Source organism: Rhizobium mongolense USDA 1844, assembly GCF_000419765.1.
Classification (GTDB): Bacteria; Pseudomonadota; Alphaproteobacteria; order Rhizobiales; family Rhizobiaceae; genus Rhizobium; species Rhizobium mongolense.
This window is the reverse complement of sequence record NZ_ATTQ01000005.1, coordinates 131,919-148,041: the sequence shown is the minus strand read 5'-3', so window position 1 is coordinate 148,041 and position 16,123 is coordinate 131,919. Positions and strand designations below refer to the sequence as shown.

Below are 16,123 nucleotides of genomic sequence, written 5' to 3'. Positions count from 1 at the left end.
ATACGGGAACGCGATTGTCGGCGATGCTCAGGCAGCAATGGATGCCAAACACAGGGTCGATCTTGACACGGGCATTTTCTACCGGAAGGCTTAGGGAGAGCGTCTGCAAGTCACCCGTGACACTTAGGTACGTTTTGGTACCTACCGGGTCGGACAATATATTTTGTGGCGGAGAGGAAGGGATTCGAACCCTCGATACGCTTTTGACGTATACTCCCTTAGCAGGGGAGCGCCTTCGACCACTCGGCCACCTCTCCGGTGGGAGCCCTGATAGAGTCATTCGGCAGGTGAAGCAAGCGCTTTTTCGGCTTCCATCCGGGAAGAAAACAATGCTGTGATCTTAAGCCAGCAACTGCTTGAGATCGGCGGCCGCGTCCGCCAGCACGGCCTTGTCGGGATTGATTCCTGTTTCCAGCAGCTTCTTGCCCGTCACATAGGCCTTTGCGTCATTGATCGCGTCGACGGCGATGAACTGGCCGTTTCTGAAGTACCAGACGGAATGCGCGCCTTCGCGGGCGCCGGGGCGCAAAAGGGTTTCGTCGTAGCCGAGGTTGAAGCCGGCAATCTGCAGCTTCACGTCATACTGATCGGACCAGAACCACGGCTTCGGGTCATAGGGCGCGTCACCGCCGGCGATGACCGCAGCGGCGGCTTCAGCCTGGTCGACGGCGTTCTGTACCGATTCGAGTCTTATCCGCCCATCCTGCCAGGGTTGCACGGCGCAATCGCCGGCGGCAAAGATCGACGTGTCCGAGGTGCGGGCGAATTCGTTGACGAGGATGCCGTTCGCAACGTCTAGACCGGCTTCCTTGGCCAGTTGGTCGTTCGGCACGACGCCGATGCCGACGACGGCGAAATCGATCTCGATCACCGAGCCGTCAGAGAGCTCAGCGCCGCAAACATGACCATCCCTGCCGACGAGACGCTTAAGCCCGGTCTTTTCGCGGATCACGACATCATGACTCTCGTGGATCGCGCGGATGATATCGGCCGTTTCCTTGGCGGCAACGCGCTGGAGAATGCGGTCGGCCATTTCGATGACGGTCACTTCGAGCCCGCGATAGCGCGCAACGGCTGCCGCTTCGAGACCGATATAACCGCCGCCTATAATAAGGACGCGCCGACCGGGCCGCATCTCGTCGGCGAGGAGGTCCGCATCGCGCTTGTCGCGGGCGACATAGACGCCGTCGAGATCGCCACCGACGGCTGCCGGCAGCCTGCGCGGCGTCGAACCCGTGGTCAGCGCCAGCGTGCCGTAGTCAAGGATCGAGCCGTCCTGCAGCGCGACCTCTTTCTTGTCGCGGTCGATCTGCTCGACAAAGGTCGCAAGGCGGATTTCGACATTATTGTCCGGATACCAGTGCTCGGGGCGGAACAGCAGGCGGTCGAAGGTCATCTCGCCGAGCAGGTATTTCTTCGAAAGCGGCGGCCGCTGGTAGGGCAGAACGTCCTCGGCGCCGATAATGGTGATTGGGCGGGTGTCGTGCAGCGCGCGCAGCTTTGCGGCCATCGCGAAGCCCGCCTGCCCCGCACCGATGATTACCAGTCTGTCCGTCACGATCCCACTCCCACAAGCAGCGTTATTATAGAGGCGAGACGTAGCCCCCGCCCTTGGCGCCGTCAACAGGAAGCGATCTTGCCCGTCAGCCGATCTCGATCCAGCGGCGCTCGTGGAAGGACTGTGCCATGGCATGCACCGACCTCTCTATCCTGAGACCGTCTTCGAACGTGACCAAGGACGACGGCTGACCGGAAATGGCGCGGATCAGCTCGCGGCATTCGATGATCTTCAGGTCGTTGAAGCCGAGGCCATGGCCAGGCGCGGGAATGAAGCGGTCGTAAGGCTGGTGGGCGGGCGCTGCGAGGATCTTGCGGAAGCCCTGCTCGGTGCCGCGGCCCTCGGCCTGATAGAGCTCGAATTCGTTCATGCGTTCCTGATCGTAGGCGATCGATCCTTTCGATCCAAAAATCTGCAGTGCGATGCGGCCCTTGCGGCCCCAGGCGGCACGGTTTGCCATCAGTACGGCGCAGATGCCGCCGCCAAGACGCATCAGGACGTTTGCGCCATCGTGATTCTCGACCGCACGGCGACCGCCTCCCATGAGCGGACGGTCGGCATAAGGTTTAACCATGTCGGTAATGACCGCTTCGACGTGGCCGGAGAGATACCAGAGCAGCGAGAGCGGATGCACGGCGAAATCGTCAAGCGCGCCATAACCGGAAGCCAGTTCGCTCTTCCAATAGAAGAGGCCCTCCGGATCGGCCATGAAATCCTCATCCATCTCGACGCGCATGTGATTGACAGCGCCGATGGCACCCTCACCGATCAGCGTCTTGATGTGCCGCACGACCGGGTTCTGGATATAGTTGTATCCGAGAACGGCTACCTTGCCCGAAGCCCTCGCCGCTTTCAGCATGTGCTCGGCATCGGCAAAGGCGGGAGCCATCGGTTTTTCGCACCACACATGTTTTCCGGCCTCGAGCGCCGCAATTGCCATTTCGGCATGGAACTGGTTCGGTGTGGTAACGGAGACGACATCGACTTCCGGATCGGCAATCAGCGCTTTCCAGTCGGCCGTCGCCTTTTCGAAGCCGAATTCGGCAGCGCGCGATTTCGCGAGGTCTGCGTTGGCTTCGGCCAGATGCACGAGCCTTGGACGCTCGACATCACCGAAGACAGTCTTCACCGCATTCCAGGCCAGCGCGTGGCACTTGCCCATATAACCGGTGCCGATCAAACCGATGCCGAGTGGTTTCATTTTCCGTACTTTCCTCCATGTCCGCGATGATTTTTGGAATATTTGGACCGTTTTGACAAGGCGGCACGGCTGCGTCATTTGCGTCAGGCAACGTCGAATATTGTTCAAAACCCTTTATTTCCAGGGGATTAAAAACAGTTAGGATCGCAAAGCGAAATCATTTATGCTTTTGAATATGGAATATTTGTTTCATCGCATGGACTGCCTGCATGGATAACGACACCAAGAGATTTGTGCGCGTGCCCCGCGATTTCGAAAGCCTGCGCAGCACGATCATCGAGCGCAAGGCAAGCATGCCGAAGCGGCTGGCCCAGGTCGCCGCCTTTGCGCTCGGCAATCCGGACGAGATTGCCTTCGGCACGACGGCGAGCATCGCGGCGGCTTCGGACGTCCAGCCGTCGACGCTGGTGCGGCTCGCCCGTCACCTCGGTTATGAGGGCTTCTCCGACCTCCAAAGCATTTTCCGCGAGCGGCTGCGCGAGCGGACGCTGAGCTACGAGGAGCGCCTCGCCACGCTGGAGCAATCCGAAGGTGACGAGGATGCCAATCTGCTTTCAGGGTTCATCGCCGCGGCCACCCAATCCATCAACCGCATGGCGGCGACCGTCGAGACGGAGACCTTCACCAGGGCCGTCGATATCCTGGCGGCGGCGGACACCATATTTCTTATAGCGAAACGCCGCTCCTATCCGCTCACGGCGCATATGACATATGCCCTCTCAAAACTTGGCATCCGCCACCAGATCGTCGCTTCGCCGAATGGGGTCGATCCGGAGATGGTGCAGTTCGCAACGCCGAAGGATGCGGCGATCGCCGCCAGCTTCTCGCCGTACGCTGCCGACAGCCTCAGCCAGGCCGAAGGGTTGGCCGATCGCGGCGTGCCGGTCGTCGCGATCACCGATTCGGCTTTCTCACCGCTTGCGGCCCGCGCCGCTTGCTGGTTCGAGGTTGCCGAAGCTGACTTTGCCGGCTTCCGCTCGCTTTCCGCCTCCATGGCGCTGGTGATGGCGCTGCCGGTGGCGATCGCCGAGCGCCGGCGCAAACTTCACCATCCCAAAACCGCAAAAGAGAAAATGGAATAAATATTCCGAATTGACAAAAACTCGGAACCAATGTTTCATTATTCGAAATCTGCAGGCGGCAAGGTCCTGCAGGAATTTAGCGGGAGGACATCATGGCACAATCGAATCCGGGTCTGCAGCCCGAGCCGTCTCTTGATGTAATCACCATCGGCCGCTCTTCCGTCGATCTCTATGGCCAGCAGATCGGTTCGCGGCTGGAGGACATCGGCTCGTTCGCCAAATCCGTCGGCGGCTGCCCGGCCAATATCGCTATCGGCACGGCGCGCCTCGGCCTCAAGTCCGGCCTGATCACTCGCGTCGGCAACGAACAAATGGGCCGCTTCATCATCGAGCAGTCGGCGCGCGAAGGTGTGGAAACTAAGGGTATCCGGACAGACAACGAACGGCTGACGGCACTCGTGCTGCTTGCGGTGGAAGCAGAAGGCGTTTCGCCGATGATCTTCTATCGCTCGGATTGCGCCGACATGGCGCTCGACGAAGGCGATATCGACGAGGACTTCATCCAGTCGTCACGCGCCGTTCTCGTGTCCGGCACACATTTCTCGCGACAAAACACTGAGGCTGCGCAGCGAAAGGCGATCCGGATCGCCAAGGCGAATGGCCGCAAGGTGATCTTCGACATCGACTACCGGCCGAACCTCTGGGGGCTTGCCGGCCATGCCGAGGGCTTCGAGCGCTATGTGAAGTCCGACCGCGTCTCGTCGAAGATGAAGGAGACGCTGCCGGATTGCGACCTCATCGTGGGCACCGAGGAGGAAATCCTGATCGCCTCCGGCGCGGATGACGTGCTCGGCGCGCTCAAGGAAATCCGCCGCCTTTCGCCGGCAACAATCGTGCTGAAGCGCGGCGCGATGGGCTGCATCGTCTACGACGGACCGATCGCCGACGATCTGGAAGCAGGCATCATCGGCCAGGGCTTCCCGATCGAGGTCTTCAACGTGCTCGGCGCCGGCGACGCCTTCATGTCCGGCTTCCTGCGCGGCTGGCTGAAGGACGAGCCGCTGAAGACCTGCGCCACCTGGGCCAATGCATGCGGCGCCTTTGCCGTCTCCCGCCTGCTTTGCTCGCCGGAATATCCGACCTGGGCGGAGCTCGATTTCTTCCTGAGGAACGGTAGCGAGCACCGCGCGCTACGCAAGGACGAGGCGATCAACCACATCCACTGGGCTTCGACGCGCAAGGGCGATATTCCGCTGCTGATGGCGCTCGCCATCGACCATCGGTCGCAACTCACTAGCGTGTGCGACGAGTTGGGCGTCGACTACAAGAAGATCGTCGCCTTCAAGCGACTGGCCGTCGAAGCGGCAGCGCGCGTTGCCGGCGGCCGCGACGGCTATGGCATGCTGATCGACGAGCGGTTCGGCCGTGACGCCTTCTTCGATGCGGCGAGCAAGAACTTCTCTTGGATCGGACGGCCGGTCGAATTGCCGGGTTCGAAGCCACTGCGCTTCGAGTTCAGCCAGGATATCGGCTCGCAGCTTGTCGAATGGCCACTCGACCACTGCATCAAGTGCCTGTGCTTCTATCATCCAGATGATCCGACCGATCTCAAGAGCAAGCAGCAGGAGAAGCTGCGCACCCTCTTTCAGGCCGCGCGCAAAGTCGGCCGCGAACTGCTGGTGGAAATCATCGCCAGCAAGAACGGCCCGCTGACCGACGAGACGATCTCGACGGCAATGGAAGAGCTTTATGCGCTCGGTATCAAGCCGGACTGGTGGAAACTGGAGCCGCAGGCTTCGACGGCTGCCTGGAGGAAGATCGAAGCCGTGATCGCCAAGAACGATCCGTGGTGCCGCGGCATCGTGCTGCTCGGGCTGGAGGCGCCGGCCGAAGAGCTCGTGAAGGGCTTCGAGGCAACGCTTGCCGCCCCTTCGGTAAAAGGCTTTGCCGTCGGCCGCACCATTTTTGCCGATGCGGCGCGCGCCTGGCTCTCCGGCAATATGAATGACGAGGAAGCAATCGCCGACATGGCCGGACGCTTCCGCCGACTGACCGAGGCCTGGTTGAAAACCCGCGGCCTGCATTAACTAAGAGCATTTGGGAGGTGCCCGATGGGCAAGACGATCCGATTGACGATGGCGCAGGCTGTTGCGCATTTCCTGAAGAAGCAAATGACTGTCGTCGACGGCAAGAAGGTGCCGATCTTCGGCGGCGTCTGGGCAATCTTCGGCCACGGCAATGTCGCCGGCATCGGCGAGGCGCTCTATCAGGTGCGCGGCGAGCTGCCGACGTATCGCGCCCATAACGAACAGGGCATGGCCCATGCGGCGATCGCCTATGCAAAGGCAAGCTTCCGCCAGCGGTTCATGGCCTGCACGACCTCGATCGGCCCCGGCGCACTGAATATGGTGACGGCGGCCGGCGTCGCACATGTCAACCGCATCCCGGTGCTCTTCCTGCCAGGCGATGTCTTCGCCAACCGCGCGCCCGATCCGGTGCTGCAGCAGATCGAGGACTGGGGCGACGGCACGGTTTCGGCCAACGACGCCTTTCGCGCGGTGTCGCGCTACTTCGACCGCATTACCCGCCCCGAGCAGATCATCACGGCGCTGAAGCGCGCCATGCAGGTCTTGACCGATCCGCTGGATTGCGGCCCGGTGACACTCTCGCTTTGCCAGGACGTCCAGGCGGAAGCCTTCGACTATCCGGAGAGCCTCTTCGAAGAAAAGGTCTGGACGATCCGCCGCCCGCAGCCGGACGCCGATGAACTGGCCTCTGCGATCACGCTGATCAAATCCGCCGAAAAGCCGGTGATCATCTCCGGCGGCGGCGTGCTCTATTCACAGGCGACGCAGGAACTTGAAGCCTTCGTCGAGGCCCACGGCATTCCCGTCGTCGTCAGCCAGGCCGGCAAATCCTCGATCGACGAGCGCCACCCTCTGGCGCTCGGCTCCGTCGGCGTCACCGGCACTTCGGCTGCCAACGCCATTGCTGAGGAAACCGACCTCATCATCGCCGTCGGCACCCGCTGCCAGGACTTCACCACCGGCTCCTGGGCGCTGTTCAAGAACGACAAGCTGAAGATCCTCGGCCTCAACATCGCCGCCTACGATGCCTACAAGCATGACGGTCAGCCGCTGGTCGCCGACGCCCGCGAAGGCCTGAAGGCACTGTCGAAAGGGCTTGGCGACTGGAAGGCGCCGGCGGCACTCACGGAAAGGGCGACGAAGGAAAAGAACGTCTGGATGGATGCTGCCAACAAGGCGATGGCTTCCACCAATGCCGCTCTGCCCTCGGATGCGCAGGTGATCGGCGCGGTGACGCGCTCGATCGAACTGGAAAAGGCGATCGGACTTTGCGCCGCAGGCGGCCTGCCGGGCGAGATGCACAAGCTGTGGCCGGCAACAGCCCCCGGCAGCTACCACATGGAATACGGCTTCTCCTGCATGGGTTACGAGGTCGCCGGCGGCCTCGGCACCAAGATGGCGAACCCGGATAAGGAGGTTTTCGTTCTCGTCGGTGACGGCTCCTACATGATGCTGAACTCCGAGCTCGCAACCTCGGTGATGATGGGGATCAAGGTGAACGTCGTCCTGCTCGACAACCGCGGCTACGGCTGCATCAACCGCCTGCAGATGGAAACGGGCGGTGCGAACTTCAACAACCTGCTGAAGGACTCCTACCATCAGGTGATGCCGGAAATCGACTTCCGGGCACATGCCGAGAGCATGGGCGCCATCGCGGTCAAGGTTTCTTCGATTGCCGAACTGGAGAGGGCGATTGCCGATTCGAAAAAGAACGACCGTACCTCGGTCTTCGTCATCGATACCGACCCGCTGATCACGACAAAAGCCGGCGGTCACTGGTGGGATGTCGCCGTTCCTGAGGTCAGCCCGCGCGAACAGGTCAACAAGGCGCGCAAGAACTATGTCGAAGCGCGCAAGCATCAACGCTAAATCACATATCCGGAGACAACGATGATCCGCTACGGGACCAACCCCATCGCCTGGAGCAATGACGACGACCGCACGATCGGCGCGCATTTGACGCTCGAAGACTGCCTCAGCGATTGCGAAAGGATCGGCTTCGACGGCATCGAGAAAGGCCACAAGATGCCGTCCGACGGCCACGAACTGAAGAAAGTGCTCGCCGCGCACAAACTCGTCTTCGTATCCGGCTGGCACTCGCTTAACCTGCTCGACCACAGTGTCGAGGACGAGAGACAAGCGATCCAGCCGCATCTCGACATGCTCAAGGCCAATGATTGCAAGGTGTGCATCGTCTGCGAAACGTCGAACGCCATCCACGGCAACGACAGCAAAGCTCTGGCCGACAAGCCGGCTCTCGCCGACGATCAGTGGAAGAAGTTCGGCGCCGATATCGAGGCGATCGCGCAATATTGCGCGGATCAGGGCATCGATCTCGTCTATCATCACCATATGGGCACGGTCGTGCAGACAGGTGCCGAGATCGACAAGCTGATGGAGAATACCGGCCCGGCAACGAAGCTGCTGCTCGACACCGGACATGCCTGGTTCGGCGGCAGCGACCCGGTGGAAGTCGCAAAGAAGTACATGCACCGCGTCCGCCATATCCACGCGAAGAACGTCCGCCCGGACATCCGCAATCAGGTCGAGGGCAACAAGCTCTCCTTCCTCGAAGGCGTGCGCCGCGGCGTCTTTACGGTCCCCGGCGACAAGGAGGGCGGCGTCGATTTCCTGCCGGTCCTTAGGGTCGCCGCCGAACACGGTTACGAGGGCTGGCTGGTGATCGAAGCCGAGCAGGACCCGCTCAAGCGCAATCCGTTCGAGTATCAGTCGATGGGGCTCAAGGCACTGAAGGGTTTTGCGAAGGAAGCTGGGTTGGACAAGGGTTGAGTTGACTGCCGGAGCCAGCCCCCCAGAGCTTACAAGGAGAAACCACCATGCCCAATCTCAAGGTCAAGCCGAACGGCACGAACGGCCGCGTCACCCATGTCACGCCGGAGAATGCCGGCTGGACCTATGTGGGCTTCGACCTCCACCGGCTGAAGCCGGGCGAAACTGCGTCCGGCGAGACCGGCGACCGCGAGGTCTGCCTCGTCTGGGTGAGCGGCAAGGGCAAGGCGAAGGCCGGTACCAAGGATTTCGGTACGCTTGGCGAGCGCATGAGCCCCTTTGAGGGCAGCCCGCATGCGCTTTATATCCCGATGGAATCGACCTGGTCGGTGACGGCCGAGACCGATCTGGAACTCGCCGTCTGCTCGGCACCGGGCGGCGGCACCTACGAGGCGAAGGCCCTCCCGCCGGGCACCCATCCGGCACTCACGCGCGGCAAGGGCACGAATGTCCGCTACGTCAACAACATCATGCCGGAGGACGACAGCTCGGCGCATTCGTTGCTGGTCGTCGAAGTCATCACGCCGGGCGGCCATACGTCTTCCTATCCGCCGCACAAGCACGACCAGGACAACCTGCCGAACGAAAGCTTCCTCGAAGAGACCTATTACCACCGTCTGAACCCGCCGCAGGGCTTCGGCTTCCAGCGCGTCTACACCGACGACCGCTCGCTGGACGAGGTGATGGTGCTGGAAGACGGCGACGTGACGCTGGTGCCGAAGGGCTACCACCCCTGTGCTGCCTGCCACGGCTACGACCTTTACTATCTCAACGTCATGGCCGGTCCGAAGCGCATCTGGAAATTCCACAATGCGCCCGAGCACGAATGGCTGCTGAAGGCGTAGCGCGGCCTTCGATCGCTAAATAATCTGACAGCGCGGAAGACCCGCAGGTGGTTCACTGCCTCCATCCAATCAGAAAGGATGGAGGATCACCATGCGCAGCTCAAGCTTCATCCCGTCCCGGCGATTGCCTTCCTCGCATGCGATGCAGCCATGGCTGCTTGCAATCCTCGTCGCGGCAGCGCGCTGGATGGCGCGCAAGATGGCCGAACGGCGCAATCGCAACGCCCTGCTCGAGCTTTCAGACGGCCAGCTCAAGGATATCGGTCTTTCGCGCGGCCAGACCGAAAGCGACGTCCATGTCTACTCACGCTACTGAGGTGTGATACCGTGCAAACAGGCGGGCCTCCTATCGCCGCCTATCGGACCGGGAAGACTCGATGCCGCAGATATCAACCGCCCTGCTCTTGAAAACGAAGACCGCGACGATTCGTGACATCGTCTGCAGTGGGGAGTGCCGCCACAAGAGCGGCGAGGAATGCGCCCACGGGACAAGTCTCGTCTATCCCTATCGCGGCGTCTTCATGCGCCATGTCGGCCGCAACGATACGGTGGCCGAGGCCAACCAGATGCTGTTCTTCAATGCCGGCCAGGGTTACCGGATCAGCCATCCGGTCGAAGGCGGCGATGCCTGCATCGATCTGGCGATCGACGAATCCGTACTTGCAGAGCTTGCGCCGAAGGAGCAGGTGCAGGCAGGCGAACTTCTCTCCTTCCGCCGCCAGCGCCGCCGGATCGATCCGCGCGCCCAGGCGCTGGTTGCGCTGCTGCGCCATGGCCTGCACCGGCAAGCAGCCGAGCCGCTTGAGGCCGAGACACTGGCGCTGACGCTCGTGCGCCGCTCGCTCGGCGAGCGCACCTCGCATGCCGCGGGCGCCAGCGCCGGACGGCAGAAGCTGGTCGACCGGACAAAGCTCGTGCTCTCTTCAGATCCCGCGCGCCGCTGGACCCTGGCCGAGATCGCCAAGGAAGTCGGCGTCTCGCCCGTCTATCTGACCCAGGTTTTCCAGCAGGTGGAAGCGACGCCGCTTTATCGCTATCAACTGCGGCTGCGCCTTGCCCGCGCCCTTGATCTTCTTGGAAAATACGAGGACCTTACCGCGCTCGGCCTCGATCTGGGCTTCTCGAGCCACAGCCACTTCAGTGCCTCCTTCAAGCAGGCCTTCGGCCAGACGCCCGCCGAATTTCAACGCTTGGCGCGACTGAGGTGAACCGCAGGGCCGATCGCTAAAGATTTCGACAGCGCCGATGCCTCTCCTGATGATCTTATGATCCTGTCCCGGTCGCGGGACGATCAAACGGAGGATCATCAGATGAAGAAGACCACATGCGCTGCCTGCGACTGCGAACTCGGTCCTACGGCTATAAGCGTCAAACTCGGCGGCAAGACCGTCGAGGTCTGCTGCGAAGAATGCGCCGCAGCGCTGAAGGAGGCCGACGCCGCTGCAACCGCAGCGACGACCGGCAAGAACTAAGGTCAGGACCTCTCCCCCGCGGCTAGATATCGAGCACCAGATGCGGCTGGCCCGTCGATGTCTTCCGCGGCGAGACGCCGTTCGTGTCGATCTGCGCGTTGATGCGCTGCCGGAACGCGGAGAAGCTCTCGAAGGTCACGACATCCACCGGTTCATCGAAATGGATGGTGATCTTGTAAAGCCCACCGCCGGTCTCTGCGAGTGCCAGAACCTTGCCGGTAAACGGCTGGTTCAGGTAGCGGCCGCGCACGTGCGAGCCGACAAGGAGCGCGGCGATGGGATCGGCGTTCGGCTTTGTTGCGAGGGCCGAAAGCGTATTCCAGTCGCGCGCACCATGTTGCCGGGCAAGGAGTTCGAGCGCGGCCCCGTGCGAAATCGCAGTACCGCGCGTTTCCATCGCCTGGCGAAGTCGCTTTGCCTGGGCCTTCAGTTCGTCGATGGTAAGATAGGTCGTCATGTGCGGAGCCTTTCGGAAGGCATGCCATTTTGACTGCAAAGGGGAGCTCGCATTGCCGTCGGTCAGCATGCACCAATTGGCTGCGACGTGAACTTCGAGGACTTCACCATGGACTTTCGTCCGCGAGCGGCCGGCGCCTCGAACCGGCGCCTGCTATGGGCGAAGCGGCCCGCTATGTCAAGAATTGCCCCAGAATGGACCGCCCGGCTCTTCCGCGATTGCGGAAATCAAGGGTTTTTTCCGTCAAGCTACGCATAAGGCTCAAATTCTATTGATCCGGTTCAGTACCTGTCAGCATTCATGCGTTACCTTTCAATCGTACAACGAGCGGAGGCTGAAATGGCCTTTCAGACGCACCTCAACGACGACAGCAACGAGCGGGAGAAATCCTACCGGGATTTCTCCCTCGACCGGCCCGGCAAGATCATTATCGTCGGCCATCACCTCAGCACCGGCACGCAGGTCCGCTGCCTCATCCGCACCATCAATCTCGCCGGCGCCGTCCTCGAAGTGAGCCCGACGCTCGAGGTTCCGAACCACTTTTTCCTGGAAATCCTCGGCATCCGCGACGAGATCGGTTCGACGGTCGTCAAACGCGAAGGCGAGCTTGTAACGATCAGCTTCAACATGCTGATCAATGCGGAATTCCTGCACCATGTGCTGCGCCTGAGCTTCGAAGCGGACGTCTGACTCTCCTTGCTGCCCGGTCGGGAGGGCGGGCACTGTCGCGCGCGGCAAACCACACGATCAACGGCAGGAGCCACCGCAGGCCGTCCCATTCCGGCCCATCGAGCGGGTCTGCCAGGGGATCGCGGCGGCTTCTGTCTCTTTCCTCAAGCTCGTTCCAAAGAACTACCCAGTTGAGAAGCATTGTCAGGTTCTCCATCTATCTGTTGGAGCACTTGAACTAGGCCTTCGCCGCAACCGAATGTAGAGCCTGCGGAAGAAAGGGGGTTTTCAAAAATGAAAGACGCGAACTGGGACGATCTTCAACTCTTCTTCCATGTCGCGACCGCCGGCGGACTGTCGGCGGCAGCGTCAAAGACCGGCCTCAGCGCGCCGACGATCGGCCGGCGCATGCTGGCGCTCGAGCGGGCCACGGGCCGCGCGCTCTTCACACGTGGGCCAACCGGTTATCTGCTGGCAAAGGACGGCACGGCGCTTCTGGAGCGCGTGCGCCTGATGCAGGAGGCCGCTCAGTCGATCTCCGACTGGCGCGGCGAAGTGCTGACCCTGCCGATCGTTTCGACGGCCGCCGACAGCTGGACGTCGCGTTTCATCGCCGACCACTTGGCAAGAATCTGGACGCCGAAGGACCGGTTCCGCATGTGCTACAAGACCTGTGACGCGGGCGTCGACTTCACCTATCGCGAAGCGCATATCGCCATCCGGCACAGCCGTCCGGAAAACGGCAATATCGCGATTCGCCGTTCGGTAACGGTAGCGCACGCCGCCTACCAGGCGGCAAGCTTTGACGATGACAACCGCAACTGGATTTCGCTGGGCACCGACATCGCGATCACACCGGCGGACAAATGGACCTTCGAGCAGCCGGACTATTGGATCACCGGCTGGACGAACACGCCACATATGCTCTTCCACCTGATCCGCGGCGGTGCCGGCCGCGGCGTGCTGCCATGCTTCATAGGCGATGCTGAGCCCGGCCTGACGCGCGCCGGACCGATCATCGAGCCGCTCACCTATGACATGTGGATCACGGCGCATGACGACGAGCGCCAGCGTCCGGAGGTGCGTACGGTCATCGACAGACTAGCCGCGCTTTTCGGCGAGAACGAGGATTTGTTTGCAGGAGGAAAGCGCGGTGGATGAAAAAAGCGCGAGCCTTTTACCCGCGCTCTTCTTCCGGTGAAACGATCAGGCAGCCAGGCGGCGCTCGATCTCATCGACCGGCATGTTGGTATAATCCTTGGGAACTTCCGCGGAGATGGCTGCCTGCGCTTCGGCACTCAGGTTCGGTCTCAAAGTACCGAGCGCCTTGGGCGGCGCAACCAGGATGATGCGGCTACCGTTCCTTTCACGGACCAGCTTATCCAACTTCGCGGCGATCCGCCTCAGAAAATCGGCTTCCGCCTGCTCCTGCCAGTCTGTTTGCTCCATGGCGCTGCCGCTCGTGCCGTCCGGAGCATGGGCGCGCCCAGGCTTATCTGTGCCGAGTTCGCGGGTGGGCTCGCTGGGTTGGCTCAGCGTCTCATGCACCTGCAGGTTCATGAGAAGCGCATTGCCTGCATTGCGCATGATCAAAGCCTTCGCACCATCACAGACCACGACCCATGATTCCCACGGCACTTTGATGTCAGCCATTTTCGTTTCCTCTTAATGATAATTCGAAGCGAAATGCTTCATCGACAGAGGCAAAACGTACAGTAAATGAAAGAGTTCGGAGGGTCCACGCATAAATCGATTCGGAAAGGTGATCCGATGCCTGAACGAATGAAATCAGGCCTGTGCGCTTAAAACAAAATTAGCTTTCGTTAAAATTGTCTCGATCCGTTTGACGAATGCGAAAAACATTCATGTGACGTTATGCGACAACAGGGCCAGGATGAGCTTGGCCCAGGGAGAGCCGCGTCATGTCCATGCTCCGAGCAACCCACCTTGCTACGGTCAGATCGGAAGTTTACGACGTACGCTGGGAACAGTTCAACGTTCGGCGCCCGGCCCGCATCGTCGCCGTCCGCCCGTGCCTGACCGGCATCTCGCTTCGAAGCGCGGAGATCCTGGATATTTCCCGCGGCGGCGCCACCTTCGTCGTCTCGTCGGCGGCCGGGCTGCCGAAACACTACTATCTCAATATTCTCGGCCTTGCCTATCGCATCGGCTGCGCGGAGGTCCACCGCAACAACGAGCGCATCGGTGTCCGCTTCATCAACACGCTGGACCCCGAAGTGCTTCGGCGCGTCGTTCGAGCCGACTTCATGGCTGGTAATCTCGAAGCGATCGAAGCGTATCGCGCACCGCGTATCGAAAGCAGACCGTAACCCACGCGCGCGATAGAATAATCTTCCTTGCCTTGAGGATGGCAGTGCCTATTGTTGGCGCGATTTTTCATCATCCCGGGAACCTGCATTTCGATGTCCGCCTTCTCGCGCTTTACGCCGCTGGTCAGCGTCCTTCCTTCCACCGTTCCCTTTGTCGGCCCCGAGGCCATCGAGCGCCAGCGCGGCCTCAAGGTCGAGGCCCGCATCGGCGCCAATGAAAACGGCTTCGGCCCCGCGCCCTCCGTGCTTACCGCGATGCGCGAGCAGGCGGGCGATATCTGGAAATACAACGATCCGGAAAACTTCGATCTCCGCGAGGCGCTGGCTGCCCATCTCGGCGTGACGGCTGCCAATATCGCGATCGGCGGCGGCATCGACGAACTCCTCGGCCAGATCGTCCGCCTGGTGATCGAACCGGGAATGCCGGTCGTCACGTCGCTCGGCGGCTATCCGACCTTCAATTTCCATGTCGCAGGCTTCGGCGGGCGGCTGGTGACGGTGCCCTACGTCAACGACCGCGAGGATCTCTCCGGCCTGCTCGATGCGGTGAAGCGCGAAAACGCCCCACTCGTTTACTTCGCTAATCCAGACAATCCGATGGGAAGCTGGTGGGATGCCGACAGGATCGTCGCCTTCGCCCGCGCCCTTCCGGAAACCTGCCTGCTGGTGCTCGACGAAGCCTATAGCGAAACCGGCCCTGCCGGCTCACTTCCCTCGATCGAGGCGCTGATCGGCCTGGCGAACGTCGTCCGCACCCGTACCTTCTCGAAGGCCTATGGTCTCGCCGGGGCACGCGTCGGCTATGCCATCTCGACGCCCGGCACGGCGCTCGCCTTCGACAAGATCAGGAACCACTTCGGCATGAACCGGCTGGCGACGGCGGCGGCACTTGCCGCGCTCAAGGATCAGGCCTATCTCGCCGAGGTCGTCGGCAATATCCATGCTGCGCGCGAACACATCGCCTCGATCGCCCGCGCCAACCAGCTTTCGCCGCTGCCGTCTGCCACGAACTTCGTCACAATCGACGCCGGACGCGAGGGTACCTATGCCCGCTCAATCGTCGACGGGCTGATGCAGCACGGCGTCTTTATCCGCATGCCGGGTGTCGCGCCGCTCAACCGCTGCATCCGCGTCAGCGTCGGGCCGGAGCGGGATATGGCCCGCTTCGAGGACGCCCTGCCCCGGGTTCTCCGCTTGCTGGACTAAATGGAAAAACCGCGCCGGCCTTGTTCCTGCCGGTCGCGGTTTCCGTTCTCCCGGCCCCGGCCCCGTCCAAGGTGCCCGCCAGTCCCTCTTTTGAGGTTGTTATTTCTCTCAATTGTTCCTTCGCGCCGGAGACGGTCTAGTGGACCGTCATCCACTCACGGGCAGCGCGGAGCGCCGCGGCGAGCTGCATCTTGTCCATCGTGGCGGCGACATCGGCGCGAAGTTCGGCAGCGCGGTCGTTGCCCTTGATCGCGGCGATGTTCAGCCACTTGTGCGCGGCGACGAGATCAACGTCGCAGCCGCGGCCCGTTGCATACATCAGGCCCATTTCGCAGAAGATATCGGCGTTGTTGTCGCCACCCATGGTGGCCATTTCAGCATTGTGCATTTCAAAGCGTGCCATCGGTTCAATCCCTGTTTAGTCTGCTATCGACTTGCCCTGTTTTACCTTCCGGGCCCTGCCGTCTATCGCAGCTTTCGGTCCCT

The 16,123-nt window shown here is 61.5% G+C and carries 17 protein-coding genes and 1 tRNA gene; 12 read left to right on the top strand and 6 right to left on the bottom strand.

The window, feature by feature from the left end; all coding sequences use genetic code 11:
- Positions 1 to 166 precede the first annotated feature (166 nt).
- The 3 genes from A3C3_RS0110845 to A3C3_RS0110835 all read right to left on the bottom strand — a co-directional run bounded on the left by A3C3_RS0110845 (position 167) and on the right by A3C3_RS0110835 (position 2,759).
- A tRNA-Ser gene (locus A3C3_RS0110845) sits at positions 167 to 257 on the bottom strand.
- 83 nt (positions 258 to 340) lie between these two features.
- The gene (locus A3C3_RS0110840; RefSeq protein ID WP_022714628.1) at positions 341 to 1,558 is read right to left on the bottom strand and encodes an NAD(P)/FAD-dependent oxidoreductase; all 1,218 of its coding nucleotides are present in this window, start codon (positions 1,556 to 1,558) and stop codon (positions 341 to 343) included.
- A gap of 85 nt (positions 1,559 to 1,643) precedes the next feature.
- Positions 1,644 to 2,759 (bottom strand): Gfo/Idh/MocA family protein, encoded by a 1,116-nt coding sequence (locus tag A3C3_RS0110835; RefSeq protein ID WP_022714627.1) that lies wholly within the window; start codon positions 2,757 to 2,759, stop codon positions 1,644 to 1,646.
- A gap of 209 nt (positions 2,760 to 2,968) precedes the next feature.
- Here A3C3_RS0110835 and A3C3_RS0110830 point away from each other — a divergent pair, with 209 nt between their 5' ends.
- From A3C3_RS0110830 to A3C3_RS46020, 8 genes are all read left to right on the top strand, one after another.
- On the top strand, positions 2,969 to 3,841 hold the full coding sequence (locus tag A3C3_RS0110830; RefSeq protein ID WP_022714626.1) for a MurR/RpiR family transcriptional regulator: 873 nt from the start codon (positions 2,969 to 2,971) through the stop codon (positions 3,839 to 3,841).
- Positions 3,842 to 3,933: 92 nt separating this feature from the next.
- A complete protein-coding gene (locus A3C3_RS0110825; protein ID WP_022714625.1) occupies positions 3,934 to 5,868 on the top strand; it encodes a bifunctional 5-dehydro-2-deoxygluconokinase/5-dehydro-2-deoxyphosphogluconate aldolase in 1,935 nt (644 codons plus the stop codon).
- A gap of 24 nt (positions 5,869 to 5,892) precedes the next feature.
- Positions 5,893 to 7,737: a 3D-(3,5/4)-trihydroxycyclohexane-1,2-dione acylhydrolase (decyclizing) gene (gene iolD, locus A3C3_RS0110820; RefSeq protein WP_022714624.1), complete on the top strand. Its 1,845-nt coding sequence runs from the start codon at positions 5,893 to 5,895 to the stop codon at positions 7,735 to 7,737.
- A 21-nt stretch (positions 7,738 to 7,758) separates the two neighbouring features.
- Positions 7,759 to 8,658 carry a myo-inosose-2 dehydratase gene (gene iolE, locus A3C3_RS0110815; RefSeq protein WP_022714623.1) on the top strand — a complete coding sequence of 300 codons (900 nt, stop codon included), beginning with the start codon at positions 7,759 to 7,761 and terminating at the stop codon, positions 8,656 to 8,658.
- A 47-nt stretch (positions 8,659 to 8,705) separates the two neighbouring features.
- Positions 8,706 to 9,503 carry a 5-deoxy-glucuronate isomerase gene (gene iolB / locus A3C3_RS0110810; protein WP_022714622.1) on the top strand — a complete coding sequence of 266 codons (798 nt, stop codon included), beginning with the start codon at positions 8,706 to 8,708 and terminating at the stop codon, positions 9,501 to 9,503.
- Between the two features lie 91 nt (positions 9,504 to 9,594).
- Positions 9,595 to 9,819 carry a DUF1127 domain-containing protein gene (locus A3C3_RS0110805; RefSeq protein WP_022714621.1) on the top strand — a complete coding sequence of 75 codons (225 nt, stop codon included), beginning with the start codon at positions 9,595 to 9,597 and terminating at the stop codon, positions 9,817 to 9,819.
- A gap of 61 nt (positions 9,820 to 9,880) precedes the next feature.
- Positions 9,881 to 10,711, top strand: coding sequence for a helix-turn-helix transcriptional regulator (locus A3C3_RS0110800; RefSeq protein WP_022714620.1), 831 nt, complete (start codon positions 9,881 to 9,883; stop codon positions 10,709 to 10,711).
- A 102-nt stretch (positions 10,712 to 10,813) separates the two neighbouring features.
- Entirely contained in the window at positions 10,814 to 10,975 is a 162-nt protein-coding gene (locus A3C3_RS46020) for a hypothetical protein (protein ID WP_167521945.1), read from the top strand.
- Between the two features lie 22 nt (positions 10,976 to 10,997).
- On the opposite strand, the gene A3C3_RS0110790 is transcribed toward A3C3_RS46020, so the two are convergent.
- The gene (locus tag A3C3_RS0110790) at positions 10,998 to 11,432 is read right to left on the bottom strand and encodes a glyoxalase superfamily protein (RefSeq protein WP_028739558.1); all 435 of its coding nucleotides are present in this window, start codon (positions 11,430 to 11,432) and stop codon (positions 10,998 to 11,000) included.
- 339 nt (positions 11,433 to 11,771) lie between these two features.
- Between A3C3_RS0110790 and A3C3_RS0110785 the strand changes: the two genes are divergently transcribed.
- Positions 11,772 to 12,122 carry a hypothetical protein gene (locus A3C3_RS0110785; RefSeq protein WP_022714617.1) on the top strand — a complete coding sequence of 117 codons (351 nt, stop codon included), beginning with the start codon at positions 11,772 to 11,774 and terminating at the stop codon, positions 12,120 to 12,122.
- A 273-nt stretch (positions 12,123 to 12,395) separates the two neighbouring features.
- Positions 12,396 to 13,262 (top strand): LysR family transcriptional regulator, encoded by an 867-nt coding sequence (locus A3C3_RS0110780; RefSeq protein ID WP_022714616.1) that lies wholly within the window; start codon positions 12,396 to 12,398, stop codon positions 13,260 to 13,262.
- A gap of 45 nt (positions 13,263 to 13,307) precedes the next feature.
- Here the strand turns inward: A3C3_RS0110780 and A3C3_RS0110775 are convergent, their stop codons facing one another.
- Positions 13,308 to 13,754: a baeRF12 domain-containing protein gene (locus A3C3_RS0110775; RefSeq protein ID WP_022714615.1), complete on the bottom strand. Its 447-nt coding sequence runs from the start codon at positions 13,752 to 13,754 to the stop codon at positions 13,308 to 13,310.
- 269 nt (positions 13,755 to 14,023) lie between these two features.
- Between A3C3_RS0110775 and A3C3_RS0110770 the strand changes: the two genes are divergently transcribed.
- Positions 14,024 to 14,431 carry a PilZ domain-containing protein gene (locus A3C3_RS0110770; protein ID WP_022714614.1) on the top strand — a complete coding sequence of 136 codons (408 nt, stop codon included), beginning with the start codon at positions 14,024 to 14,026 and terminating at the stop codon, positions 14,429 to 14,431.
- A gap of 93 nt (positions 14,432 to 14,524) precedes the next feature.
- On the top strand, positions 14,525 to 15,637 hold the full coding sequence (locus A3C3_RS0110765) for a pyridoxal phosphate-dependent aminotransferase (protein ID WP_028739557.1): 1,113 nt from the start codon (positions 14,525 to 14,527) through the stop codon (positions 15,635 to 15,637).
- A gap of 136 nt (positions 15,638 to 15,773) precedes the next feature.
- Here the strand turns inward: A3C3_RS0110765 and A3C3_RS0110760 are convergent, their stop codons facing one another.
- A complete protein-coding gene (locus A3C3_RS0110760; RefSeq protein ID WP_022714612.1) occupies positions 15,774 to 16,040 on the bottom strand; it encodes a sel1 repeat family protein in 267 nt (88 codons plus the stop codon).
- Between the last annotated feature and the right edge of the window lie 83 nt (positions 16,041 to 16,123).